Source organism: Streptomyces sp. NPDC002130, from assembly GCF_040296465.1.
GTDB lineage: Bacteria > Actinomycetota > Actinomycetes > Streptomycetales > Streptomycetaceae > Streptomyces.
Genome location: NZ_JBEOXI010000010.1, coordinates 1 through 24,467 on the forward strand (window position 1 = coordinate 1; position 24,467 = coordinate 24,467).

26 protein-coding genes and 3 pseudogenes are annotated in these 24,467 nt (G+C 72.9%); 20 read left to right on the top strand and 9 right to left on the bottom strand.

The genetic code is table 11. The features are described from left to right. Positions 1-113: 113 nt before the first annotated feature. Positions 114-2,168, bottom strand: coding sequence for an RICIN domain-containing protein (locus ABT116_RS03130; RefSeq protein ID WP_351626986.1), 2,055 nt, complete (start codon positions 2,166-2,168; stop codon positions 114-116). 311 nt (positions 2,169-2,479) lie between these two features. Here ABT116_RS03130 and ABT116_RS03135 point away from each other — a divergent pair, with 311 nt between their 5' ends. After that, a complete protein-coding gene (locus ABT116_RS03135; RefSeq protein WP_351627141.1) occupies positions 2,480-3,469 on the top strand; it encodes a LacI family DNA-binding transcriptional regulator in 990 nt (329 codons plus the stop codon). A gap of 84 nt (positions 3,470-3,553) precedes the next feature. On the opposite strand, the gene ABT116_RS03140 is transcribed toward ABT116_RS03135, so the two are convergent. Beyond that, positions 3,554-3,919 carry a YybH family protein gene (locus tag ABT116_RS03140; RefSeq protein ID WP_351626989.1) on the bottom strand — a complete coding sequence of 122 codons (366 nt, stop codon included), beginning with the start codon at positions 3,917-3,919 and terminating at the stop codon, positions 3,554-3,556. 99 nt (positions 3,920-4,018) lie between these two features. Here ABT116_RS03140 and ABT116_RS03145 point away from each other — a divergent pair, with 99 nt between their 5' ends. After that, entirely contained in the window at positions 4,019-4,909 is an 891-nt protein-coding gene (locus ABT116_RS03145; RefSeq protein WP_351626992.1) for a LysR family transcriptional regulator, read from the top strand. A 150-nt stretch (positions 4,910-5,059) separates the two neighbouring features. Here the strand turns inward: ABT116_RS03145 and ABT116_RS03150 are convergent. Further along, positions 5,060-5,989 (bottom strand): annotated as a pseudogene (locus ABT116_RS03150) (NAD(P)-dependent oxidoreductase); the annotation flags it as partial. A 48-nt stretch (positions 5,990-6,037) separates the two neighbouring features. Between ABT116_RS03150 and ABT116_RS03155 the strand changes: the two are divergent. The 3 genes from ABT116_RS03155 to pip all read left to right on the top strand — a co-directional run bounded on the left by ABT116_RS03155 (position 6,038) and on the right by pip (position 8,218). Next, positions 6,038-6,388, top strand: a complete 351-nt coding sequence (locus ABT116_RS03155) for a winged helix-turn-helix transcriptional regulator (RefSeq protein WP_351626998.1) — start codon at positions 6,038-6,040, stop codon at positions 6,386-6,388. Positions 6,389-6,534: 146 nt separating this feature from the next. Beyond that, entirely contained in the window at positions 6,535-7,173 is a 639-nt protein-coding gene (locus tag ABT116_RS03160) for an ankyrin repeat domain-containing protein (protein ID WP_351627000.1), read from the top strand. 82 nt (positions 7,174-7,255) lie between these two features. Next, positions 7,256-8,218, top strand: coding sequence for a prolyl aminopeptidase (pip, locus tag ABT116_RS03165; protein ID WP_351627003.1), 963 nt, complete (start codon positions 7,256-7,258; stop codon positions 8,216-8,218). A 305-nt stretch (positions 8,219-8,523) separates the two neighbouring features. Here pip and ABT116_RS03170 read toward each other — a convergent pair whose 3' ends face one another. Then, positions 8,524-9,867, bottom strand: coding sequence for a BTAD domain-containing putative transcriptional regulator (locus ABT116_RS03170; protein ID WP_351627006.1), 1,344 nt, complete (start codon positions 9,865-9,867; stop codon positions 8,524-8,526). A gap of 113 nt (positions 9,868-9,980) precedes the next feature. Here ABT116_RS03170 and ABT116_RS03175 point away from each other — a divergent pair, with 113 nt between their 5' ends. From ABT116_RS03175 to ABT116_RS03230, 12 genes and pseudogenes are all read left to right on the top strand, one after another. Continuing rightward, positions 9,981-10,490 carry a hypothetical protein gene (locus tag ABT116_RS03175; protein ID WP_351627008.1) on the top strand — a complete coding sequence of 170 codons (510 nt, stop codon included), beginning with the start codon at positions 9,981-9,983 and terminating at the stop codon, positions 10,488-10,490. Between the two features lie 122 nt (positions 10,491-10,612). Further along, the gene (locus ABT116_RS03180) at positions 10,613-11,500 is read left to right on the top strand and encodes an amidohydrolase family protein (RefSeq protein WP_351627010.1); all 888 of its coding nucleotides are present in this window, start codon (positions 10,613-10,615) and stop codon (positions 11,498-11,500) included. 55 nt (positions 11,501-11,555) lie between these two features. Next, positions 11,556-11,702, top strand: a pseudogene (locus ABT116_RS50820) (hypothetical protein); the annotation flags it as partial. A 109-nt stretch (positions 11,703-11,811) separates the two neighbouring features. Further along, positions 11,812-11,967, top strand: a pseudogene (locus tag ABT116_RS03190) (hypothetical protein); the annotation flags it as partial. 46 nt (positions 11,968-12,013) lie between these two features. Further along, the gene (locus ABT116_RS03195; RefSeq protein WP_351627013.1) at positions 12,014-12,226 is read left to right on the top strand and encodes a glycoside hydrolase family 97 C-terminal domain-containing protein; all 213 of its coding nucleotides are present in this window, start codon (positions 12,014-12,016) and stop codon (positions 12,224-12,226) included. A 112-nt stretch (positions 12,227-12,338) separates the two neighbouring features. Then, positions 12,339-14,543: an MMPL family transporter gene (locus ABT116_RS03200; protein ID WP_351627016.1), complete on the top strand. Its 2,205-nt coding sequence runs from the start codon at positions 12,339-12,341 to the stop codon at positions 14,541-14,543. Between the two features lie 5 nt (positions 14,544-14,548). Continuing rightward, complete coding sequence (locus ABT116_RS03205) at positions 14,549-15,739, top strand: sensor histidine kinase (RefSeq protein WP_351627019.1); 1,191 nt, start codon at positions 14,549-14,551, stop codon at positions 15,737-15,739. Further along, on the top strand, positions 15,736-16,374 hold the full coding sequence (locus ABT116_RS03210; RefSeq protein WP_351627022.1) for a response regulator: 639 nt from the start codon (positions 15,736-15,738) through the stop codon (positions 16,372-16,374). The genes ABT116_RS03205 and ABT116_RS03210 overlap by 4 nt, the downstream gene beginning before the upstream one ends. Before the next feature lie 169 nt (positions 16,375-16,543). After that, on the top strand, positions 16,544-16,921 hold the full coding sequence (locus ABT116_RS03215) for a sortase-dependent protein (RefSeq protein ID WP_351627025.1): 378 nt from the start codon (positions 16,544-16,546) through the stop codon (positions 16,919-16,921). Next, positions 16,918-17,577, top strand: coding sequence for a class F sortase (locus ABT116_RS03220; RefSeq protein WP_351627028.1), 660 nt, complete (start codon positions 16,918-16,920; stop codon positions 17,575-17,577). The genes ABT116_RS03215 and ABT116_RS03220 overlap by 4 nt, the downstream gene beginning before the upstream one ends. After that, a complete protein-coding gene (locus ABT116_RS03225) occupies positions 17,574-18,065 on the top strand; it encodes an RNA polymerase sigma factor (protein WP_351627030.1) in 492 nt (163 codons plus the stop codon). The genes ABT116_RS03220 and ABT116_RS03225 overlap by 4 nt, the downstream gene beginning before the upstream one ends. Beyond that, positions 18,049-18,573, top strand: coding sequence for a hypothetical protein (locus ABT116_RS03230; RefSeq protein ID WP_351627032.1), 525 nt, complete (start codon positions 18,049-18,051; stop codon positions 18,571-18,573). Before ABT116_RS03225 ends, ABT116_RS03230 begins: the two co-directional genes overlap by 17 nt. Before the next feature lie 21 nt (positions 18,574-18,594). Here the strand turns inward: ABT116_RS03230 and ABT116_RS03235 are convergent, their stop codons facing one another. Further along, the gene (locus tag ABT116_RS03235) at positions 18,595-19,578 is read right to left on the bottom strand and encodes a cytochrome c oxidase assembly protein (protein WP_502983809.1); all 984 of its coding nucleotides are present in this window, start codon (positions 19,576-19,578) and stop codon (positions 18,595-18,597) included. 313 nt (positions 19,579-19,891) lie between these two features. Between ABT116_RS03235 and ABT116_RS03240 the strand changes: the two genes are divergently transcribed. After that, positions 19,892-20,743, top strand: coding sequence for a putative RNA methyltransferase (locus ABT116_RS03240; RefSeq protein ID WP_351627035.1), 852 nt, complete (start codon positions 19,892-19,894; stop codon positions 20,741-20,743). On the opposite strand, the gene ABT116_RS03245 is transcribed toward ABT116_RS03240, so the two are convergent. From ABT116_RS03245 to ABT116_RS03255, 3 genes are all read right to left on the bottom strand, one after another. Then, positions 20,737-21,411 (bottom strand): DUF4328 domain-containing protein, encoded by a 675-nt coding sequence (locus ABT116_RS03245; protein WP_351627037.1) that lies wholly within the window; start codon positions 21,409-21,411, stop codon positions 20,737-20,739. The genes ABT116_RS03240 and ABT116_RS03245 overlap by 7 nt on opposite strands. Positions 21,412-21,415: 4 nt before the next feature. After that, the gene (locus ABT116_RS03250) at positions 21,416-21,778 is read right to left on the bottom strand and encodes a DUF952 domain-containing protein (protein WP_351627038.1); all 363 of its coding nucleotides are present in this window, start codon (positions 21,776-21,778) and stop codon (positions 21,416-21,418) included. A gap of 319 nt (positions 21,779-22,097) precedes the next feature. Then, entirely contained in the window at positions 22,098-22,649 is a 552-nt protein-coding gene (locus tag ABT116_RS03255; protein WP_351627041.1) for a tellurite resistance TerB family protein, read from the bottom strand. A gap of 333 nt (positions 22,650-22,982) precedes the next feature. Between ABT116_RS03255 and ABT116_RS03260 the strand changes: the two genes are divergently transcribed. Beyond that, the gene (locus tag ABT116_RS03260; RefSeq protein ID WP_351627043.1) at positions 22,983-23,345 is read left to right on the top strand and encodes a DUF1304 domain-containing protein; all 363 of its coding nucleotides are present in this window, start codon (positions 22,983-22,985) and stop codon (positions 23,343-23,345) included. 16 nt (positions 23,346-23,361) lie between these two features. Here the strand turns inward: ABT116_RS03260 and ABT116_RS03265 are convergent, their stop codons facing one another. Next, the gene (locus tag ABT116_RS03265) at positions 23,362-23,775 is read right to left on the bottom strand and encodes a DUF5994 family protein (protein WP_351627045.1); all 414 of its coding nucleotides are present in this window, start codon (positions 23,773-23,775) and stop codon (positions 23,362-23,364) included. 282 nt (positions 23,776-24,057) lie between these two features. On the opposite strand from ABT116_RS03265, the gene ABT116_RS03270 reads away from it, so the two are divergent. Next, positions 24,058-24,432 carry a DUF6479 family protein gene (locus ABT116_RS03270; RefSeq protein WP_351627048.1) on the top strand — a complete coding sequence of 125 codons (375 nt, stop codon included), beginning with the start codon at positions 24,058-24,060 and terminating at the stop codon, positions 24,430-24,432. The last annotated feature ends 35 nt before the right edge of the window (positions 24,433-24,467 follow it).

Genomic DNA, 24,467 nt, shown 5'->3' on the forward strand with positions numbered 1-24,467 from the left:
GTTGCCCGGTCCGACGGTCACGGGGCGGACGGCGGAGCAGCACGACGCCCCCGCCCGCCGTCGCACAGGGCGACGGCGCACGGGGGCGTCTCGGCGAGAGGCGTGCGCAGCGGTCAGCCGCTGGTCACGTCCGTCACCTTCCAGCGCTGGTTGGAACCGGAGTTGGGCTGCCACACGCCGACGGAGGCGCCGTCACTGGTGGACTGGCCCGAGACGTCCGGGAGTTGGCCGGTGGCGGCGTTGACGAGGGTCCAGGTGCCGTCGCCGGTCGTGGACATGATCCACTCGGCGGCCTTGTCGCGGCGGCCCTCGTCCGGCTCGGCGACCAGGGCGCCGTCACGGACGGCCAGGCGCTTGCCGGAAGCCGTCTCCGTCAGGACGTAGCGCTTGCGGTTGTCCGAGCCGCGGACCTGCTCGACCCGCCACTGCTGACCGCTCGGGTCGGTCGCGTTCGCGCTCTTGATGACCAGGCCCGTGCCGTTGCCGGCGATGGTGAGGTCCTTGCCGCTCTGGACGCCGGTGAGGCGGTAGGTGTGGCCCTTGCGCAGCTCTGCGGCGTCCTTCGCGACACCGGAGACGCCCTTGACGAGGAAGGACGTCACCGACTGCGCGGGCACGGTGAGCGTGGCCTGCTTGCCGGAGACGCGGACGGGCTTCTGCTTGTCCAGCTTGCCGTCGGCGCTCGTCACCACCGGGGTGACCGTGGCGCGGGAGGAGACCCGGCCGAACTTCGACAGGTCGAGCGTGACCTCGCGTGCCTCGGTGGCGCTGTTGACGTGGACGACGGTCGCCGCGTCGCCCTTGCGGGAGACCGCCGCTGTGCTGGACGTGTCGTCCGTCTTGATCAGCCGGTCGCCGGGCTTGATGAAGTGCGTGAAGTTGCGGGCCGTGTCGAACTTGGTGTTCGTGTAGACCGGGCAGGACTTCAGCGTGTCCTTCGAGGTGCAGCTGAAGGGGAGCTGGATCTCGCCCCAGTTGCCGCCCTTGGCGGACTCGCCGCCCGGCTTCATGTTGTCGTAGTCCTCGACGGGCTGCCAGAACACCCAGGCCTTGGGCTCCAGTTCACGCAGGTCGTCCACCATGCGCTGGGCCAGGCCCAGGCCGGGCCGCATGTCCGTGAAGCTCTGGCCGTCGCCCCAGTCGCCCTCGACCTCGCTCATCCACAGCGGCTTGTCGGCGGCCTTGGCCAGGTCGCGGACGGTGGTGCGCTGGCCGGTGCCGTAGGTGTGGACGTTCATCTGCGCGACGAGGTCACGGACCTCCTGGGGGTAGGAGTTCCAGTTCGTCGCGAAGGTGCCCGGGTTCGTCTCGTCCATCGCGGATATCTCCGCACCCGACCGGGACTTCTCCAGGACCGGGGCCAGCGCGCGGAGCACCTTCTGCTGGAGCTCGGGGCCGATGTGCGCGCCCTCCTGGCGGCCGCCGACCGGCTCGCCGTCGGGGCCGAGCTTGGTGCCCCAGTAGTTCGTGTTCGGCTCGTTGAAGGGGTCGAGGGTGTCGACCTTGATGCCGTGCGCCTTCTCGAGACGCTCGGTCGCGCCCACCAGGTACTTGGCGAAGTCGTCGACCGACTCGGGCTTCAGCTGGTCCTTGCCCGCGTCGAAGTTGCCGGAGACGTAGCCGCTCTCGGTCATGAACCAGGGCGGGGAGTTGCTGAAGGTCTCCCAGTGGGTGATGTCCTTCTTGATGCGGTCGACCCACCAGCGCTGCGTCTTGTCGGCGTTCTTGTTCCAGTCCTTGGGGTCGTCCGCGTCCCACCAGTCGACGTCCTCGCGGGTGGTGCCCGCCGGGGCCTTCCACCAGCCCTCGACGGCGCCGCCGGCCCGCAGGTAGTCCTTGACGTCGGGGGCGTTGCCGCCGCCGATGTTGTAGCGGGCGATGTTCAGGGCGAGGCCCTCGTCGCCGAAGAGCAGCTTGTAGAGCTTCTCGCGGACCGCGGGCGGGTAGTCGCCGGTGGCGTTGGCGAACCAGACGAGGCTGGTGCCCCAGCCCTCGAACTTCTCCCCCGCGTAGGAGGGGTCGGGCCGGACGGTGACCCCGGCGGCCGCGGCCCGAGCCGGCTCGGCGTGCGCGGCGGGCAGGGTCGTCGTGGCCAGGAGGGTTCCGGTCGCCACGGCGGTGACGCCGATGGCCCCGAGGAGCCTTCTCTTGCGGGTGCGGTGTGCCATCTCGAGTACTCCAGCTCTTCTGCGTGCCGCGTCCCGGCGGACGCAGAGATCGGGGCCTACGTGGTGCGACTGGTGCGGGTTCGGCGCCTTCTCGTACGGTTTCGACTAGGCAATGTTTACGTAAACATCCACTGGCGGGATGTCTACACTGTCCGAATCTCAGGGGTCAAGGACTCGTCCCGGACCGAAATCCGCGCCCGGTGCGCTGCGAGGGAAGCGAGGGGCAGGTGAGCACGGTGAACGGCGAGAGGGAGCCGGGCGGCACGAGCCGTACGAGAAGGCGTGCGGCCCGCCCCCGCCAGGGCGCCTCCATGGCCGACGTCGCCCAGCTCGCCGGGGTCTCCTCCCAGACGGTCTCCCGCGTCTCGAACGGCTTCCCGGGCGTCAATGAGGACACCCGTGCGCAGGTCCTGGCCGCCATGCGGGAGCTCGGCTACCGGCCCAACAGCGCGGCCCGGGCGCTGCGCCGGGGCGAGTTCCGCACGCTCGGCGTGATCACCTTCTCGCTCTCCACCATGGGCAACATCCGCACCCTGGAGGCCATCGCCACCTCCGCCGCCGAGCACGGTTACGCCGTCACCCTGCTGCCCGTGGCCGTCCCCACCCAGGACGAGGTGAACGGCGCCTTCTCCCGGCTGGGCGAACTCGCCGTGGACGCCGTCATCGTCATCATGGAGATCCATCTCCTCGACGCGGCGACGGTCTCCCTGCCGCCCGGTGTGCAGGTCGTGGTGGCCGACTCCGACGCCGGCGACCGCTACACCGTCGTCGACACCGACCAGGCGGGCGGTGCCAGGGACGCCGTACGGCACCTGCTGGGCCTCGGCCACGACACGGTGTGGCACCTGGCCGGCCCGGAGGGCTCCTTCGCCGCACAGCGCCGCGCCAACGCCTGGCGCACCACCCTCACCGAGGCGGGCCGCACCCCGCCGCCCCTGGTCCGCGGCGACTGGTCGGCCGAGTCCGGCTACCGCGCGGGTCTTCGGCTGGCCGACGACCCGGACTGCACGGCGGTGTTCACGGCCAACGACCAGATGGCCCTGGGCCTGCTCCGCGCCCTGCACGAACGCGGCCGCCGCGTCCCCGACGACGTCAGCGTCATCGGCTTCGACGACATCCCCGAGTCCGCGTCGTTCCTCCCTCCCCTGACCACGATCCACCAGGACTTCGCGGAGGTGGGGCGGCTGTGCGTGGAGGGGGTGCTCAGCAAGATGCGCCAGGACGGGGCGGAGCACGGGACGACGTTGGTGCCTACGCGGTTGGTGCGGCGGGAGAGCACGGGAGCGCGGCGGCCGGGCTAGGCAGGGCTCGTCTCTCGGTCACCGGGTGATCCGAAAGACCCGGCCCGGCGACCGACGCTCGTCGGGCCCCGGTTCGCTGCGGCCTCAGCCGGCGGGAGGGGTGAACTCGGGCTGGTCGAGGACGCGCAGCCAGCTTCCGTCGGGCTGGCGCCTGACCACCTGCGCGCGGGCACCCGCCCCGTCCTTCGGCGGGGTCGACGTCAGGGCGATGTCGCCGCTGACCAGGGTCGGCAGCGGCGCTTCCGGCTCGAAGCGGGGACGCCCGGCCAGCACCTTCTCCCACAGTGCGCGGATCGCTTCCCGCCCCACCGTCCGTTCGCCGGGCGGGTAGGCCAGCACCGCGTCCACGGCGTAGAGCGCGGCCACTCCGGCCGCGTCACCGGCGTTGGAGCGTTCGACGAACAGGCGGGTGATGTCCTCCGGGCGCATGGCCTTCTCGTACTCCGGCACGGGTCCTCCAGGTGTCGGGATGCCTCGGTGCCTCCAGCCTCTTCCGGCCGCGATCAGAAGTCCAACAGATGAATCCGATGAAAGCTAGAATTACCAGTCATGGAACTGAGGCAGCTGGAGTACTTCGTCGCGGTCGCCGAGGAACGGAACTTCACGCGGGCCGCCGAGCGGGTGCACATCAGCCAGTCCGGTGTCAGCGCCCAGATCCGCCAGTTGGAGCGTGAGCTCGGCGCCGAGCTCTTCGACCGTTCGGCCCGCACCGCCACGCTGACCGCCGCGGGGAGGGCGGCGCTCGACCACGCCCGTGCGGCGCTCGCCGCGGCCGCGGCGGTCGGGCAGGCGGTGGGCGAGGTGACCGGCCTGATCCGGGGCCGGCTCGTGGTCGGGATGGTCATCGGCTGCACCGTCACGCCCCTGTTCGAGGCGCTCTCCGCGTTCCACCGCACGCACCCGGGGGTGGAGATCTCCCTGCTGGAGGACAACTCCGACCGGCTCGTCGAAGCGGTGCGCCTCGGCACGCTCGATGTGGCCCTCGTCGGGACGGCTGCGGCCCCGGAAGGCCTCGAGTCGCTGACGATCATCAGCGAGCGGCTCGTCGCGCTGGTCCCGGAGAGCCACGCGTTGGCGCCACGGCGGCGGCTCACACTGCGGGACATCGTCGACCATCCGATCGTGTGCATGCCCCCGGGCACCGGTCTGCGGACGGTCTTCGACGGAGCCTGTGCCGCGCGGGACCTCCGACCCCGGATCGCGCTGCAGGCCGGCGCCGCGGACGCCGTCGCGGACCTCGCGACCCGTGGCCTGGGCATCGGCGTCCTCAGCGAGTCGATGGCCGCGGGACACCGAGACCGGCTCGTCGTCCGCACCATCGACGACGTAGAGACACCGGCCCTGCTCGCTCTGGTCTGGCGCAACGGGCGGAGTCCCGCGGTGCGCGAGATGCTCGCGCAGTGCGGGCGGGCGTTCAACCTGCCAGGCGCCCCCGCGTAGCGGTCCGTTCGACCTGCTCGGCGGCCCCGCGTAGCGATCCGTTCGACCTGCTCAGCGGCCCCGCACAACAATCGAGCCGCGCCGCATCGACGGGGGCCGGTGCCCGCGGGACTCACCGCGCAGGCGGCCGAGGGGCGCCGGTTGCCCTCGACGCCGTCCGATGACCTCCGCGACGCGGATGAAACCGTCCTGACCGTGCCCCAGCCCGATGGCGCGGCGGGCCATGCCCTCGGCCGCGCGCATGACACCGGCGTCGATGCCGTGCGACTCGGAGACGTGGACGATGTGGGACATGGACGACACGGCCGAGGTGAGCGGGTTGCCCTCGCCGGAGTAGGCGCCGTCGTCGGCGTCCACGGCGGACTCCGCGAACAACGGTGGGAGGATCGCGCCGATGCCCTGGGCGAAGGACGCCAGTTCCGTCGCGGTGACGCCCTCGGCCCGGGCCACCGCCACGGCGTGCGCATAACCCGCCATCGCCGTCCAGAAGATGTCGAGCAGGGCGATGTCATAGGCCGCGGCCCGGCCCGTCTCCTCGCCGAGATGGGTATGGGTGCCGCCCAACGCTTCCCGGACAGGGACGAGTTCGCGGTAGAGGTCCTCGGGTCCGCTGTACAGGAAGACCGCGTCGGGCGTGCCGATGGTGGTCGTCGGGGTCATGATCGCGCCGTCCAGGTAGCGGACGCCGTGCGCGGCGGCCCAGGCGGCGGTGTCGCGGGCCCGGGCGGGGGTGTCGGCGGTCAGATTCACGACCGTACGGCCCTTGAGGGCGGCTTCGACCTCGTCCTGGCGCAGCACGGCGTCGGCGGCGTCGTAGTTGACCAGGCAGACGACGGTCACCTCGCTCGCCGCCACCGCTTCGGCCACGGACGCCGCACCCACCGCACCGCGGTCGAGGAGCTCCCGGTCGCGGCCCGGCGTACGGTTCCACACGGTGGTGCGCAGGCCCGCGTCGACGAACGCACCGGCCAGGGCCCGGCCCATCGGCCCGAGACCGAGGACGGTCACCGTGGCGGCCGGGTGATCGGCGAGCGGCCGGGCGGAATGCGCCGGGGCCGGAGAAGCGCTGTATGAAGGCATGCTGAACTCCTAGAATCAACACGGCAATTGATGACGAAGGGGGCGACTGTGACGCGTCGGCGCCAGGATCCGAACGTCTGCGGAGTGACCGCCGCGATCGCCGTGATCGACGGCAAGTGGAAGACGGCCCTGCTCTGGCTGCTGGAGTCGGGCCCGCACCGCCCGGCGGAGCTGCGCCGGCAACTGCCGGGCCTCTCCGAGAAGGTGCTGACCGAGGCCTTGCGGGAGATGGCGGCGGACGGACTGGTGCACCGTGAGGTGTACGACGTGCTGCCGCCGAAGACGGTCTACTCCCTGACCGGGTTCGGCCGCGAACTCGCCGAGACGCTGGCACCGTTGTCCGACTGGGGCCACCGTCACCTGGAAAAGCTGGCCGAGGCCGCCCGGGCGGCCTCCTGATGCGGATGCCGCCCCCTTCCCTTCCGCATCCTGTGCCTCACCGGCCGCCCACCACCAGGTTCGCCCGGCGTCGGCGCACTGCCAAGTCCCCACAAAAAGGTGGGTACTCCGGCGGCCCGGGCAGCGGGGTCGGCTAGCGTGGTCAAGTGATCACGCTGCTGCAATGGGACGGACTCACCGACCGGGCGCGGTTCAACCAGTGGTACCTGGACCGGCGGGACGCGTTCTCGGACATGGCGTGGGACGCCGACTGGGTCCGGCTCTTCGAGGCGCTGGGAGAGTGGCCGGAGTGGGTAAATCTGCCCCGGCCCGGGAACCGCAGCGGCTTCTCCCCGCTGCATCAAGCCGCCTGGCACGGCGCGGACTTCGCCGTGGTGTCCCGGTTGATCGCACACGGTGCCTGGCGCACCCAGCGCACCCGGGACGGCCGCCGACCCGTCGACATCGCCCGGGAGCGAGGCCACGCGCACCTGCTGGAGCTCCTCGAACCGGTCACGGTGCGGCCCCTGCCCTCCCCGGCGGACGCCCTGGAGCAGCACTTCCACACCCTCATGCGGGAGACGACCGGCCGGTGCTTCGACGAGATCGAGCACCTGCTGCCACCGCTCGCTCCCCTCACGGAGGGTCCCACCGTGAAGGTCGTCTTCACGGTGGTCGGCATGATGGGCGGCTTCCGGTACCACCACGAGGGGGATTACGTGCACGTGCACGCCAGCTCACGGATGGACGCCGACGACGGGGACCATTACAAGGTGACGCCTGAGGGCTGGACCGAGATCAAGTAGCGGGCGTACCGCTTCAACTGGGTCTGGGCAAAAGGGCTTCCGTCACGTGAGCCCGTACGAGGGGCGAGAGGGAACATCTGGCATGGCCGAGCTCCATCCCGCCGGTATCGAGCCGTACGCGCACGGCATGCTCGACGTCGGTGACGGCAACCGCGTGTACTGGGAGGTCTGCGGGAACCCCGCGGGCAAGCCCGCTGTCGTGCTGCACGGCGGGCCGGGGTCCGGGGCGGGGCCGTTCTGGCGTCGGCTGTTCGACCCGGCGGCGTACCGCGTCGTGCTCCTCGACCAGCGCGGGTGCGGGCGCAGTACGCCCGACGCCGCCGATCCGCGGACCCCGCTCGCCGCCAACACCACGCATCATCTGATCGCCGACATCGAGCAGTTGCGACGGCACCTCGGCATCGAGGAGTGGCTCGTCCTCGGCGGCTCCTGGGGCGTGACCCTCGCACTGGCCTACGCCGAGCGGCACCCCGGTTCCGTGTCCGAGCTGGTCCTTTTCAGCGTCACCAACACCACGCGCCGCGAGGTGGAGTGGGTCACCCGGGACATGGGGCGGATCTTCCCCGAGGAGTGGGCCCGCTTCCGGGACGCCGTACCGGAGGCGGAGCGCGAGGGGAATCTGGCCGATGCCTACGCCCGTCTGCTCGCCGATCCCGACCCGGCCGTACGGGAGCGGGCCGCGCGGGAGTGGTGCCGGTGGGAGGACGTGCACGTCTCCACCCTGCCCGGGCACCGGCCCGACCCCCGCTACGACGACCCGCGCTTCCGGATGCGCTTCGCCCGCCTCGTCACGCACTACTGGCGGCACGCCGCGTTCCTGGAGGACGGGGCGCTGCTGCGGGACGCCGGGAGACTGGCCGGCATCCCGGGCGTGATGATCCACGGCCGGATGGACATCAGCGGTCCCGTGGACGTCGCGTGGCGGCTGGCCCAGGTATGGCCGGACGCCGAGCTCGTCCTGATCGGCGACGAGGGGCACGGCCTGTCGGGGACCTCCACGACGGCGGCGGTACTGGCGGCCACGGACCGGTTCCGGAAGGCCTGAGCGGGCCGCTGCTGCCGGGGTTCCCCAGGGGCAGCCGGCCCCCGCTGTCAGCGGCTGCCAGGACCTCCCACGGACAGCCGCGTGCCCGAAGCCGGCAGCTGCCGGCCCTCCCCGCGGGCGGCCGGGTGCCCACCCTCAGCGGCTGCCAGGACCTCCCGCGAGACGCTCTCCGCTATCCGCAGCGGTGGCGTATGCCGGAGGGCTCCGTCCCGCCGACGCCGTCATCTCCTGGTGCGTAGGGGAAGCCAAGTGCCCGGGCCTTCAGCGGCTGCCGGGGGCTCCCACCGGCGGCCAGGCGCCCGTCCTCAGCCACCACCCGGCTTCCCCTTCCCCCCGCACGTCCCCAGGCTGCACCACCTCCGGCGTCCGCTCTCGTCGAGGAAAAGCCAGCCGCAGGTCCGGCTGGGGCAGCTGCGGACGGTGAAGCGGCGGGGGTCGGCGAGGAGTTCGGCCGCCGTGCGGGCCACCGCGTACAGGGGCACGCGCAGACCGGCGGACGGGGCCGGCTGCCAGCGTCCCAGGCCGTCCTCGCCCCGGGTGAAGACCGAGAGCCGCGCGGCGTCCTCCACCACCCCGGCGACCGCCCTGAAGGCCCGGCCGTCCTGCGGGTCGGTCAGACAGGCGTACAGGTCCGTGCGGAACCGCCGGGCCTCGTCGAGCGCGGCGGTGGCCTCGGCCGGCTCCCGCAGGGCCTGGTCCCGCAGCCGGGCGACCAGCCGCTCTCCGACGAGGTCCAGGTGCCCGGCCCACACGGCGAGCGTGGCGTAGCCGGGCAGCCACTCCGACCCGGGCAGCCGGTCCCCGCCCCACCCGGCGTAGGTGTTGCAGAACTCCAGCGCCGGGTGGCCGCTCGTGCTCCACGGCAGCCACTGGTCGTCGACCCGTACCGCGTAGACGGGCCCGGGGGGCCGGTCGAGACGGGGGTCGCCGCGCAGCATGCGCTCGTGCAGGGTGCGCAGTTCGCGGCTCGGCGGGATGCCGAGATCGGCCGCGAGGAGGGCGCGGGTACGGCCGTACAACCGGAGCGCCTCGGCCTGGCGGCCCGTGCGGTGCAGGGCGGTCATCTGCGCGGCGACCAGACGCTCGCGGGTCGGGTGTTCCCGGAGCAGCGGTGTCAGGTCCGTGACGACCTGGTCGTGCAGACCCATGCCGAGCCGGTCCTGTGCCCGTTGCTCCACTGCCGACAGGCGCAGTTCGCCGAGCCGGGCGCCGAGGCGGGCACGCAGCCGGTCGTCGGCGACGTCCGCGAGCAGCGGGCCGCGCCAGAGGGCGAGGGCACGGTCGTAGTGGCCGATCCGCTCCACCGGATCACGGGCGTCGGCCGCCTGCCCGACGAGCCGGGTGAACTCCTGCGCGTCGATCCGGTGCGGGCCCTGTTCCACGGCGTAACCGTCGTGCCGGGTCTCGACGCGCACCTCGTAGGGCCTGAGCGCGGCGCGCAGCCGGCCGATGTAGGTGTGGACGGTGGCGCGGGCGGAGGCGGGCGGTTCGCCGTCCCACAGGAGGTCGATGAGGCGTCCGGTCGGGACGGCGCTGCCCGCGTGCAGCAGCAGGACGGCCAGCAGGCACCGTTCCTGGCGACGGCTGCCCACCAGCACCTGCCGCCCCTCGTGGTGGGCGGCGAACGGACCGAGCAGCTGGAACTCCATGGCCGGCGCAGCCTAGCGAGGCCCGCGCTGTCCGCGCCGGGAGTGGTGAGGCTTTGGTCAGGGGCCGGGAGAAGACTGGCGCACCGATCCCGCCCCTCCGTCCAGGGAGAACCATGCGACGAACGACCCTCGTGACACTCACCCTCGCCGCCGCGCTGCTCGGGACGCAGCACGCGACGGCCGCTCCGAAGGGAGGCGGCTGGGAACCGGCACCCTCCGCACCGTGGGACGTCGCCGCCGGTGTGCGCTGCGACTTCCCCGTCCACGGCGAGCCCGTCGTCGACGACGTGGTGCGGCGCGTGCTGAGCACCCACCCCGACGGTTCCGCACGCCGGGTCGCCTACAAGGGCGATCTGGTCATCCGCGTCACCAACACCGGGACGGGCGCCGCCCACGACGCCGACGCGAGCGGCTCGGCGATCGTCGAGTACCGGCGCGACGGCTCACAGCTCTGGTCCGTGCGCGGCCCGGTGTTCGTCGGCGTCGGGGAGGGCCTGGGCACCCTGCCGCGCGGCCTGTACATCGTCGACGGCGTCTACACGATGGACATCGGCGCCGACGGATTCAAGTCCCTGCACCTGGCCCACGGGAGGGCGGACGACCTGTGCGCCCGCATCGGCTGACACGTCCCGGCCGGGCTTCGACCCGAGCGCGAGGGGGCCGGGCGCGGGCGTGACGGATCCCTCACGGATCCCTCGCGCACGGCACTGGCCCCACCGCCCCGCCGCACCGGAGGCTGGGCACCATGGATGATCACGCTGCCGAGTCCGACGACGTCCGCCGTTTCTGGGGGCGGCTCGGGCTCCCCGGCCTCGTCGACGTGCACACGCACTTCATGCCCGAGCGGGTCCTGCGCAAGGTCTGGGAGTACTTCGACTCCCTCGGGCCGCTCACCGGCGGGCTGGAATGGCCGATCACCTACCGGGAAGCGGAGGCCGAACGGGCGGAGATCCTCCGGGGGTTCGGCGTACGCGCCTTCACCGCGATGCTCTATCCGCACAAGCCGGGCATGGCCCGCTGGCTGAACGGCTGGGCGGCCGATTTCGCGCGCCGCACCCCCGACTGCCTGCACACCGCCACCCTCTTCCCCGAGCCGGGCGTCGAGGCGTACGTCCGGGAAGCCGTCGAAGCGGGCGCGCGGGTCTTCAAGGCGCATGTGCAGGTGGGGGCGTACGACCCGGCCGACGACCTCCTCCGGCCGGCCTGGGGGGTGCTGGCCGAGGCCGGGATCCCCGTGGTGATCCACTGCGGTTCCGGGCCCGCGCCCGGCAAGCACACCGGCCCCGGCCCGATCGCGCGGGTGCTGGCGGAGCACCCGCGGCTGAGGCTGATCGTCGCGCACATGGGGATGCCCGAGTACGAGGAGTTCCTCGACCTCGCCGAGCGGTACGGGGAGGTGCGGCTGGACACGACGATGGCGTTCACGGATTTCACCGAGGCGTTCATGCCGCTCCCCCGCCGCGTCCTGCCCCGGCTGGCCGATGCCGGCGACCGTGTTCTGTTCGGCTCCGACTTCCCCAACATCCCCTATCCGTACGTGCATCAGCTCGACTCACTGGAGCGGCTGGGCCTCGGGGAGGAGTGGCTGCGGGCGGTGTGCCACGACAACGCGGCGGAACTCTTCGGGCTGTGAGGCCCGGAGCACGGCGGCCGGACTCCAGGGCGTCGACTTCGCCGTGGCCCGGGGAGTGGAGTACATCGAGTACGACGCCGGCTGGTACGGCCCGGAGTTCAGCACCCCCGACGCCACCGAGCCCATCGCCGCCACCGACCTGCCGTCGGTCATCTCCTACGCCGCGAGCAAGGGCATCGGCGTCTTCCTCCACGTCAACCGGCTCGCGCTGACCGACGCCGACTCCCTCATCGGCCTGTGCAAGAGCTGGGGCGCGCGGGGCAAGCTACGGCCAGTCCCGCGACAAGACGACCAACGCCCACCAGATGGCCATGGCCGCGGTCTACTACCAGCCGCTCAACTTCCTCTTCTGGTACGACAAGCCGTCCAAGTACAACAACCCCGCGAACTGGCCCGGCCTGCCCTGGTTCGACGCCGTCCCGGTCACCTGGGACGAGAGCCGCACCCTCGCGGGTACGATCGGCGAGTACATCGCCGTCGCCCGCCGGGGCGGCTCCACCTGGTGTGGGTGCGATGACCAACGAGTCGTCCCGCGCCCTCCCCCTCCCCCTCACCTTCCTCGGCGGCGGCACGTACACGGCGACGGTCTACGCCGACGGCACCCCGGGCGCGAGCCCGTACCAGACCCCGGTCGTGGTCGGCACCCGGACCGTCACGGCCGCCGACACCCTCGACGTGGCGAGGGCCCCGGCGGGCGGTCAGGCCGTCGTCCTGAAGCCGAACTGACCCGCAGGCGGGGTGGGGACATCCCCCGGGCCCCGGTCCACCGATCGGTGGACGGCAGGTTCAACCGAGTGCCTCTGTCCGGCAACTGCCCTGCTCGGCAACGCTTTTGGGCATGAATTCCCTAACTGTGCGCGTGGCGCGCTGGAGCGCTCGGCATCCCTGGCGCGCGATCGTCGGCTGGCTGGTGTTCGTGGTGCTGTGCCTGGGCGCCGGCAGCGCTGTCGGCGTGAACAGTGCGAAGACGGCGGACTACCGGGTCGGTGAGGCCGGCCGGGCCGAGACCCTGGCGGCCGAGGCGCGACTGGAGCGCAGGTCGGCCGAACAGGTGCTGATCTCCTCCCGTTCGGGCGGTGCCCTGGTCCAGGGCACCGCCCGGGCCGCCGCGGAGGACCTGACCGACCGGATGCGCCGACTGCCCGAAGTGGCGGATGTGGCAGACCCGTTGCTGTCACCGGACCGCAAAATCCTGATGGTCGAGGTGACGCTGAGAGGCGAGGAGCGGGACGCCAAGGACAAGGTCGACGCGCTGGTGGCGCAGACGGCGGCGGTGCAGAAGAGCCACCCCGGGCTGCTGCTGGAGGAGACCGGAAGTCCCTCCGTCAGCAAGGGAGTCGACAAGCAGCGCAGTGACGATCTGGCGCTGTCCGAGGCGATCACCCTGCCCGTCACCCTGATCACCCTGCTGGTGGTGTTCGGGTCGGTGACCATGGCCGGGGTGCCGTTGCTCTTGGCGCTGTCGTCGATCGCGGCGGCGGTGGGCCTGTCGATGGTCGTCTCGCACGTGTCGCCCGACGCCGGGGTCGGCACCAACGTCATCCTGATGATCGGCCTCGCGGTCGGCGTCGACTACACGCTGTTCCATCTCAAGCGCGAGCGGGAGGAACGGGCCCGCGCCGGCGGCCGGCTCTCCTCCGAGGCCCTGGTGGAGCTGGCCGCCGCGACCTCGGGGCGGACGGTCGTGATCTCCGGCCTCGCGGTGGTCGCCTCCACGGCGACGCTGTATCTGGCCTCCGACGTGATCTTCTCCTCCCTCGCGACCGGCACCATCGTGGTCGTGCTGGTCGCGGTGGCCAGCTCGCTGACGGCCCTGCCCGCGCTGCTGGTGAAGCTGGGGCAGCGGGCGGAACGCCGGGCGCTGCAGCGGGCGGAGCGCGGGAAGCCCGCCCGCAGGGTGCGGGGCGGGGGTGGCGGCGGCCGGATGTGGAACGCGCTGCTGCGGCCCGCGGCCCGGCATCCCCTGGCCACCCTGTGCGTGTCGGTCCTGGCGCTGCTGGCCCTGGTCGTCCCGCTGACCGGACTGAAGATCACCGAGATGAGCCGGGACACGCACTCCCGGGACATCCCCGCGATGCAGGTGTACGACCGGCTCAACGAGGCGTTCCCCGGGCAGCGGGTGACCCATCAGGTCGTGGTGCGGGCCGAGGCCACGCGGTCGGCGGAGGTCACCGCCGCTCTGCGGGAGGTCGCCCGGCGGGCGGAGGCCGACCCGCTGTTCACCGGGGCATCGCGCCTGCGGACCTCCGCCGACGACCGCACCAGCACCCTCGAACTGAAGGTGCCCCACCTCGGCAACTCCGACGAGGCGTACGACTCCCTCCACCGGCTCCGGGACGGCTTCCTGCCCGCCACCGTCGGCCGGATCTCCGGCGCCGAGTACGGCGTGAGCGGGGACGTCGCCCGCTACGCCGACTATCCCGCCCACCAGAACGGCAAACTGCCGCTGGTGCTGGGCGCGTTGCTGCTGGTGACGTTCGGGATGACGGTGTACGCCTTCCGCTCGGTGGTCCTCGGGCTGCTCGGCGTAGCGCTGAACCTGCTGTCCGCGGCGGCGGCGCTCGGGCTGCTGGTGCTGGTGTTCCAGGGGACCTGGGCCGAGGGCCTGCTGGGCTTCGAGTCCACCGGGTCGGTCGGGTCGCGGGTGCCGCTGTTCCTGTTCGTGATCCTCTTCGGGCTGTCGATGGACTACCAGGTGTTCGTGGTGAGCCGGATCCGGGAGGCCGTACTCGCGGGTGTGCCGACACGGCAGGCCGTCCTGGACGGCATCCGGTCCTCGGCGAGCGTGGTGACCAGCGCCGCGGTCGTGATGACGACCGTGTTCGCCGGCTTCGTCTTCCTGCACATCATCGAGATGAAGCAGATCGGCTTCGTCCTGGCGGCGGCCGTGCTGATCGACGCGTTCGTGGTGCGCGTCATGGTGCTGCCGGCGGCGATGCTGCTGCTGGGCGAGGCGAGCTGGTGGCCTTCGCGGGCGGCTCGGCGGACGGCCTCCGCTCCGGGGAAAAGGCGCCCCTCCCGCCAGGAGGTCGACGTACGTTGATCGGTATGACCGCTCTCGCCGGGTTCACCGCCGACACCCTCTGGGCCGTCTCACTGCGCCGCTGGAACGCGGTGTGCTGGCTGCTGTTCGCGCTGATGGCCGTCGGGCTGGTCGCCATGAACCGGCCCGGCGGGAGCAAGTGCCTGGCGCTGGTGCTGCTCGGTGGCGTGGTGCTGTGCTACGGGGTCCTCGACCGCTTCCCGGCCAACCCCGTCGTACGGCCGCACGGGTACCTGTCGGTGCTGGTGGTGGCGCTGGGCGGGCTGGCGTATCTGCGCGGCAACTACGCGGCGCTGTTCATGGTGACACTGCCGCACTACTGGATGTTCGGGCGGACGCCGAAGGCCTCGATGGTGTTCCTGGGGCTCGCCGCGGCCGCCACCCTGGCAGGGAGCGTGCTGCGGGACGACGGGTGGACGGTGGAGTTCTTCACCGAGACGCTCGTGTCCACGCTGCTCGTCGTCGCCGTGGGGGCACTGATCGGGCGGTGGGCGCACTCGGTGGTCGCGCAGAGCGCCGAACGGGCCAGGCTGATCACCGAACTGGAGCAAGCCCAGGCCGAGTTGACCGAGGCGCACCAGCGCCAGGGCGCGGCGGACGAGCGGGAGCGGATGGCACGGGACATCCACGACACCCTCGCGCAGGGCTTCGCCTCGATCATCGTGCTCGCCGAGGCCGCCCGGACGGGCCTCGACACCGATCCGGCCCGCAGTGGCCGGCAGTTGCGCTCGATCGAGTCCACCGCACGGGAGAACCTCGCCGAGGCGCGTGAACTGGTCGGCTCGGCCCGGCACTCGGACCGGACCGCGGCGGGTTCGGTGGCGGAAACCCTCCGCCGCACCCTGGACCGCTTCGCCGAGGACACCGGCCTCACCGTCGACGCCGAACTGGAGGACCTGGAGTGCGACCAGCAGACCCGGATCGCGCTGCTGCGCTGCACCCAGGAGTCCCTGGCCAACATCCGCAAGCACGCCCGCGCCTCCACGGTCGGCGTGGTCCTGGCCCGGCAGCCGTACGGGGTGGAGCTGGAGATCACCGACGACGGGGCGGGGTTCTCGGTGGAGGAGTCGTCGGGTTTTGGTCTGGACGGCATGCGCAAACGGCTGGCGGAACTGGGCGGGAGGCTGACGGTGACGAGTTCGGTGGGGGACGGGACACGGGTGCTGGCACTGATACCGCCGGGGGCGACGGCATGACGGACGGACCGCTGCGCATCGTCGTCGTGGACGACCACACCGTCATGCGCGCCGGGGTGGTGGCCCTCCTCTCCTCCGGGACCGGCATCGAGATCGTCGGCGAGGCGGGCGACGGCCGCGCCGCCCTCGACCTCGTCGAACGCCACGAGCCCGATGTCGCCCTGGTCGACCTGCGCATGCCCGTACTGGACGGCGTGGCCACGACCACCGAGATCGTGGCGCGTTTCCCCCGCACCCGGGTGCTGATCCTGACCACGTACGACACGGACGCGGAGATCGAGCGCGCGGTGGAGGCCGGGGCGATCGGCTACCTCCTGAAGGACACCACCCGTGAGCAACTGGCCGACGCGATCCACGCGGCGGCCCGCGGGGAGACGGTGCTGGCACCCCGGGTCGCCGAGCGGCTCGTCGCCCGGATGCGACAGCCCGCCCACATCCCCCTCACGGCCCGCGAGTCGGACGTGCTGAACGCGGTCGCGGACGGCCTCACCAACGCCGAGATCGGCCGCCGCCTCGTCATCGCCGAGGCCACGGTGAAGACGCATCTGCTCCGCCTGTTCGCCAAGCTCGACGTCAACGACCGGACGCGGGCGGTGGTGGTGGCGATGGAACGGGGGCTGCTGCACCGGCCGTAGGGCGTGCAGGAGCCAGCGGCCCCGACTCCCGCCCGCAGCCGAATATTTCGGAGCCCCTGCGGCGACTTTGCCATCTCTTTACAACCCGCCGTGCCCCCGCCTCGTCTCTCCGCACGATCTGTCACCCAGCCCGCCGATCGTCGGGCGGACGTCGAAGGAGTGCGATTCCATGCGCCGAACTGTCCTCAGCGCCCTGGCCCTCGCGGGCACCGCCGTACTGCTGGGCACGGGGCCCGCTTTCGCCGACGGGGCGACGACCCCGAGCCCGGTGGCGTCGGCCGCCTCGCCCACCACCCAGCCCGAGGAGAGCGCCGAACCGACCCGGGCGCCCGAACCGACCCGGGCACCGGCCGAGGACGAGCCGACCCCGGCGCCCGCCGAGGACCAGGTCTCCGTCCGGCCGGGCGGCGCGCCCGACACCGGTGTGACGGCGTCCCAGGACTCGGGGACGGGCGGCACGGCGATCGGCGCCGGCGCCGCCGCGGTGCTGGCCCTGGGCGGCGGCACCGTCTTCGTCGTGCGCCGCCGCCGGGCGAGCGGGGCGTGAGCCCGTTCTCCAGGCGCGTCTTCACGGCCGGGGCGCTGGCGTCCCTGCTGACGGCGTGCGGGGGCCACGGAACCACCGGCCCCGGGCCCACCGGCCCCGACACCGCCGGTCACGACACCACCGCGCGCCGGCCGAGGACCACCGCCCGGCCGGTGCCGGCCAACGGCGCACGCCCCCTGGCCCGTTCGGTCCCGGTCCGGCTCCTGATCCCGGCCATCGGCGTCGACACCCCGGTCATCCGGCTGGGTCTGGCAGCCGACGGCACGGTGCAGGTGCCGCCGGTCGCGGACCACGACCGGGCGGGCTGGTACCGGCACTCGCCGACCCCCGGCGAGACCGGCCCGTCGGTGCTCCTCGGCCATGTCACGGTCGGCCCGTACGGTGACGGCGTCTTCCGTCACCTCGCCCGGCTGCACGGGGGCGACCGGATCGAGGCGCGCCTGGAGAACGGCACGACGGCGGAGTTCGCCGTCACGGCCGTACGGACCGTCCCGAAAACCGACTTCCCGGCGGACGACGTCTACGGGAACGTGGGCCGCCCCGAGCTGCGGCTGATCACGTGCGGCGGGGCGCGCACCGCAGACGGCTACGCGGACAACGTGATCGTGTTCGCGGCGCTGAGCGGCGCGAACTCCCCCACCCCTGGAGAGCGTTGAAACGGTCCCGCGAGAAGGCAGCGTCCGAGCTGTTCGCCGCCCTCTACCCGCGCCTCGCCGGCTGGTGCCGCCGGCTCGTCGACGACGACGGAACGGCCCACGAGATCGCCTCGGAGGCGTTCACCCGGCTCTGGGCCCGCTGGACGTCCGTGGCGGAACCGCGCGGGTTCCTCTACGTCACCGCGGCCAACCTGGTCCGGGACCACTGGCGCAAGCTGGAGCGCGAGCGCCGCGCCCTGCACCGTGTCACCTCGGAAGCCGCCGTACGCCCGCCCGACGAGCAGGCCGACCCGTCCGTGCGGCTGCTCGTGCAGTCACTGCCGGAACGGCTGCGCGTCCCGATCCTCCTCCACTACTACGCTGACATGCCGATCCGGGAGGTGTCCGCACTGACCGGACGCAAGGAAGGCACCGTCAAGGCCGATCTGCACGCGGCCCGGGAACTGCTCCGCGCCCACCTGAGGAGAAGCCTTGACCACACGTCTTGACGGCGACCCGGGTGACCCGGAGTACGCCCCCGACGACCCGCTCGCCGTGATCCTGCGCCCCTCCTCCCCCGACTACCTGGGTGCTCCCGCCGGCCAGTACGAGACGATCCGCCGTCGTGCGGTCCGCCGCCGCCTGCTGCGCGGCGCGGCCGGGGCGGGCCTGTGCTGCGTCGCGGCGGCCCTCATCGCGCTCCCCCTGCGCCACACCGCACCCGAGCACCCCCCGGCCCCGGCGATCCCGATGGCCCCGCCCACCACGAGGCCGGCGCCGGCCACCGACTCGGCGCCCCCCACCCCCGTACCGTCCCCGTCCGCTTCCCGTTCCCGGCCCTCGTCCCCGGTCCCCGGCGACCCCCGCACGACCAAGCCCGGCACCCCCGCCCCCGAGGAGGCGACCGGCCGGACGGAGCCGTCCCGCGCCCCGTCGGCCACCCCCACCTCGATACGCCCCGTCCCGTCGGCGGCACGCCCGAGCACGGATCAGGAGACGGCGTCCGGGATCCGCTGACCGGCACCGGCGGGGCCCGGGTCAGTCACCCGGCCCCTGCCGCCGCATCCGCTCCGCGACCTCGCCCGCTTCGGTCTCCCACCAGGGCCGGACCCGTTCGGCCGGCCCCTCCGCGGTGGCCGCGGGCACGAGTTCGCCGTCGAGACGCCGGTCCAGGACGGCCGTCTGGGCCCGCTCGGCCCGCACCCACTGCGCGAGGACCACCAGCAGGAAGGGAAGCGCGACCAGTTCGGAGATGCCCAGCATGGCGCCGCCGCCGAGCTGCTGGTCGTGGTGGACATCGGGGGACCAGGGCGGCGCGTGGTGCAGGTACCAGGCGCCCGCGATCAGGGTGCCGTGCGTCATGACCACCAGCCCGGGGAGCGCGTCGACGATCCCGTCCAGGAAGACCAGCGCCGCCCGGACCGGGTGGGTGCACCAGGCGGGCAGGGCCTGCTCTCGGGTGAGCACCGGCAGGACGAACAGGCAGCCGGCAGCCAGCAGATGGAGGTACATCAGCTCGTGCAGCCAGCCCACGCGCAGCGCGGTGGCGAAGTACGGCGTGAAGTAGAGGGTCAGTTCGGTGGCCGGCACCAGCGCCGTGCTGACGAGGGGGAACGTCAGCAGCCTGACCAGCCGGCCGGTCAGCGCCCGCCGCAGGCGGCCCGCGCCGCCCTCCGGCAGCGCCTCCACCGCGAGCCGCAGCGGGTCGCCCAGGGCGAGACCCAGCGGCGCGAGCAGGTCGAGGCCGACGTTCTGCACGGCGGCCGGCCAGAACAGTTCGCGGTCGTAGACGGCCAGGCCGGACATCGTGGCCACGACGATCGCGCCCAGACCGAGCAGCACGAACGCGGCGCACCGCGCGGGCGGCCAGGTTCCGCCCCGCTTGCGCACCCTGACGACACCCCAGCCGTAGAGCCCGCCCAGCACGGCGACGAGCAGCAGGGCGGGCAGGTCCGGCTGCCACGATCCCAGCAGCCGCCCGGTGGTCGCTTCCGGCAGGTACACAGCCGACAGTTCACTCACGGGCGGACGATAACCGCCGAAGTCCAGGGGGTCGGCGGCAGGGTGGACGAGCGCGCACGGCGGCTCGTCGTGACGTTCGCAGGCCCCGGGTAGCCTGGCCGTATGGCACTTGCATGCAACGCTCTGCCGCACTGCTTCCTCTGACGCCGCGGTGTGGACGGCGACGTGAGTGGATCACGTCGCCGTCCTCGGTGTGCCCGCCCCCCTGCTGCCGGTCCGCGGTGGCCGGCCGACGGGCGCCGACACCTCACCGTCCGCCGCCCGCACGCGATGGGCCGCCCCGCCGCGGCCGCCGCGTTCCGAGGAGCATCCCTTGCCTTCCGATCGTCTTCTGTCCGTCCTGACCTGTCCGCTGTGCCCGGCCGCCCTCGAACACACCGCCGGTGCCCTGCGGTGCGCGGGCCGGCACACCTTCGACATCGCCCGCCATGGATACGTCAGCCTGCTGGCCGGCCACCGGCGGGCCCCGAGCGCCGACTCCCCCGACATGGTCCGCAGCCGCGCCGCGTTCCTGGGCGCCGGGCACTACGGCCCGCTCGCCCGCACCGTCGCGCGCCTCGCCTCGGAACTGGCGCCGCCCGACGCCACCGTGCTGGACGCCGGGGCGGGCACCGGCCACTACCTCGCCGCGGTCCTGGACGCCCTCCCCCGCGCGCTGGGTCTGGGGCTGGACAGCTCCGTTCCCGCCCTGCGCGCGGCGGCCCGCGCGCACGCCCGTGCGGAGGCCGCCTGCTGGGACGTGTGGCGGCCGTGGCCGGTGCGCACCGGCTGCGCCGACCTCGTACTCAACGTCTTCGCGCCCCGCAACGGGCCCGAGTTCCACCGCGTCCTCGGCCCGGACGGAGCGCTGCTCGTCGTCACGCCCACCGGCCGGCACCTGTGGGAACTGCACGAGCCGGTCGGGCTGCTGGCGGTCGACCCGAGGAAGGAGGAGCGCCTGCGCCGGTCCCTGGACGCCCGCTTCCGGCTCGATCGCACCGAGCCGCTGGAGTACGCCATGCGGCTCACGGCCGAGGACGTCACCGGCCTGGTGGGCATGAGTCCGACGGCGCATCACCTCACGGCCGCGCAACTGGAGGACCGCATCGGCCGGTTGGGGGCTCCGGTGTCGGTGACGGCCTCGTTCGCCGTGTCGGTGTTCCGGCCGCGGCGGGCCGGTCAGTAGCCCTTGCCGGCGATGTGCTTCTGCTGTGCCGTCGTGAGCGTGTGGACCATGAGGGCCGCTGCCCCGGCGGCGGCCACGATCACCAGGTCGGCGGCGAGCAGGGGCAGAACGCCGTGGTAGGCACGGGCGATGATCTCGTCCGTGTCGTCGGCGTAGAGGATCCCCACGCCACCGGCCAGACCGACCAGCCACAGGCCCCACCACCAGTTCACGACGGCGGGCAGCCGCCGCTCGGGGAAGACCGAGCGGTGGACGTCCGCGACGACGCCCCGAGGTATCCACAGATTCGCCACGGGCACGATCCAGCCCAGCCAGAGCCAGCCGTAGCCGTAGCGGGGGTCCGCGCCCGAGAGGGCCTTGGCGTTGTCCCGCACCCGGTCCAGCCAGAGCAGGAACACGATCGCGCAGACTGCCGTGACGGCGCCGCCCACGGAGGTGACCAGGTGGTAGGAGTCCTCCAGGGAGTTCAGCGGACGGTGCACCCCGCCGCCCTGGTCGGGCGGGCCGGACGCCGGCTCACCCGCGACGGCGAGCCGGACGTGCCACACCGCCCGGGCCACCCAGGCGGCTCCGGCGAGGGCGAGGGCCGCGACGGCGCAGCGGGCCGCTCCCCGGACGGGGCGCAGGCCGGGGGGAGGGTCGGCGGGGCTGGACTTCTGTTCGATCACCCCGTCATCCTGCCGTACGCAACTCCGTGGCCCGGCCCTCCTCGTCGAACCGCACCTCCAGGACGTGATCCACGGCGTCCCGGTCGAGGGAGCCGAAGACGTGCGGGAACAGGACGTCACCCAAGACGCCGGGCGGCGGGGCGGGGGCCGCCGCCTCCCACTCGACCCTGGCGGTGAGCCGCGCCTCGTCGAGGGCGAGCACCAGCAGGGGTCCGGGCGCGTCCCGGTAGAAGGCGTTGACGACGGCCAGCGTGGTCGCCTCGTCCGGGGAGCAGTGCACGAAGCCCTCCTCGGCGAGGGAGGCCGGCGCGTACGTCCGGCCGGTGGCGGTGGTCCAGACGGTGCGCGGTACGACGTGATAGATCATGGCCCCGTTATAGACGGCGACGGCAACCCCGGGAGCCCCAGGGCGGCGACGGCCCCCCGGATCGCCTCCGCGACCAGGGCGTCCGAGGGCTCGGTGCCGTACCCGGGCCGGCCGGTCATGACGGCCAGGGCCAGCGGTGCGGGGCGGGTCCGGATCGGGGGCGGGGCGGGGCGGGGTGGACGATCGCGACGTCGTCGGCCCGGCCGCACACGCGACGCTCCCGTCACGGCGGCCGGCAGGGACGCGCTCACGTCCCGGCGGCGGGCAGGGAGGGCTCCCGCCCCCCGGGGGGGACAGGAGCCGCGCCCCCGCCTGCCGATCAGAGCTGGAACTCGCCCGGGGACACCCCCAGTGCGGCGCAGGCCTCGCGCAGGACCATCTGCTCGGCCTGGGAGAAGTCGCCGTCGGAACCGGCGATGACGATGCCCGTCTGGATCACGGCCCTGGCTTCGGTGGGCTTCTTGGCGGCCTTGGCGATCTCCTGCATGGCCTCCGACTTTCCGAGCTGGAAGTTGGCGGTCAGCTGGTCCACGTGCTTGCCGAACCGCTGCCGGAGCTGCTCCGGCGGGAAGTTCTGCAGCACGTCGTTGCTGAGGATCATGGACTCGACCTGCTGGCGCTCGGCCGGGTCCACATGCCCGTCGGCCGCCGCGACCAGGGCGCACATCGCCATGCTCGCGTCCCGGTACGCGCCGCTCTTCAACTCGTTCTTCAGCGAACCGAGCTGCGTCTTCAGCAATCCGACCAGCTGGGCCTTGCCGCCACCACCGGACCTCGTCCCGCCGCCGTGCCCACCGGTCGTCGCGCCCCGCGCCCCCTGACCCTGCTGGAGAGCCTTGGCCTGGTCCTTGAGCCGGTCCCACACTGCCATTGACGTCACCTCGGTACTAGTCGGCATCACCTGCGCACCTGCTCACGCGCGCACACCCGTCCAACGCCCGGCCCACGGGCAAAGGTTCCGCAAAGTGCCGGTGTCTCATGAGCCATGAACTGCTCGATCAGAATCGAACATGACTGGCGGGACAGCAGCGGTGCGAAGGCGTACGTGTGATGGGGGAAGACCGGGTCCGGCTCCCGAGCGGCACACGCGGGGACGCGACGGCCGGACCCGGCCTCTGGCCGCAATCTGCCACCCTGGGCCCCGCCGCGCCTCCTGAGAGGGCCCGAAGGAGGACGGGCCGGGCGGGCCTGTGATGATGACCGCATGTCGACCGTCGCCACGCTCGCGGTGCTGGCCCTTGCCGCGCTCCACGCCTACATCCTGGTGCTGGAAATGTTCCTGTGGACCACGCCGAGGGCCCGGGCGGCCTTCGGCACCAGCGCCGAGTTCGCCGCCGGGACGAAGGTCATGGCGGCCAACCAGGGCCTCTACAACGGCTTCCTCGCCGCCGGTCTGGTGTGGGGCGCCGTGGCGTCCGACCCGGTGGGCTTCCAGGTCTCCGTGTTCTTCCTGGTGTGCGTGGCGGTCGCGGGGCTCTACGGTGCCGCGACCTCCAGCCGGAAGATCCTCTTCGTGCAGACCGTCCCGGCGCTGGCCGCCCTGGCGCTGGTACTGCTGGCGCACTGAGCGGCACGGCGGGGCGTCACGCGCCCTGCGTGGCCGCCCGCTCCATGAGCCGGCCGGCCTCCGCCTCCGCCGTCGCGGGCGGCACGACCAGCAGGTCGTAGCGGCCCCGGCCGGGCGCGAGCAGGCAGACGGTGTGGGGTGCGGAGGGCGAGTCGTTGTGACCGACGTGCACCGTCTGCCCGGCGACGTCCACCTGCTCCGGGCAGTCCGGCCAGGTGTCCCCGTGGACCAGGACGCTGCTGATCGGCCCCCAGGCGCGCGGCAGCACGCCCAGCAGTCCGGTCAGCTCCTCGGCCAGGTCGTCCGACCGGGGCCACCACGCGCCGTCGATACGGCGTGCCGTGCGGCCGCGCGTCGGCTCGGCGAGTCGTAGCCGGACTTCTCGCGGTGCGGGGAGCGGTGGCGGGGGCGAGGAGGAGGCGGAGGTCATCGGGTGCTCCTACGGCGTACCGGGGGGGGTGGCCGGGAGACCGGTGCGGCCACTGGTTGCGGCCACCCTCCGTCCCTCCACCGTACGCCGCGGGGCGGTGCGGAGGATGAGGCCGCCCGTACCGCCCCCTTGGTCGGCCACAGGCCGCGGCGGCGCTTCGGACGGTGCCTGAAGGCGCCCGGCAACCCTCAGGTCGTCACCGCCGAGGCCGGGGGCGCCCGGCGTGCGAAGCGGCAGGACATTCCGGGCGCTTTATCGCATTCCGTCGGTGATACTTGGGGCATGAATACGGCTACGTATGCAGAACTGGCGGCCTCGTCAGATCACGCGGTCGCCGTGACCATCGCCTTCGTCGGCGGGCTGATCGTGGCCTGCGCGCTGATCTGGGCCGTGCGGGTCGGGATGCAGGTCATGGACAAGGACACCCACCACCCCGCTCCGGAGGAGCAGCCGCACATGCCGGAGGGCGGGCCGGTCCGCGAGACCAGGGAGATGCGGGAGCCCGACGACGTGCCGGTCGTGGCACGCGACGGTCAGCGGCTCATGCCCCATGAACTGCACCGGGCGAGCACCAGGACCGGCAAGGACCAGAAACCCCGCCGCTGGTCGCCCGGATCCAGCGGATCGTTCGGCGGCGGCGGACTCGGACGCACATGAGGCCGCGAGGCCCGGGACCCGTCGGTCTCCCGGGA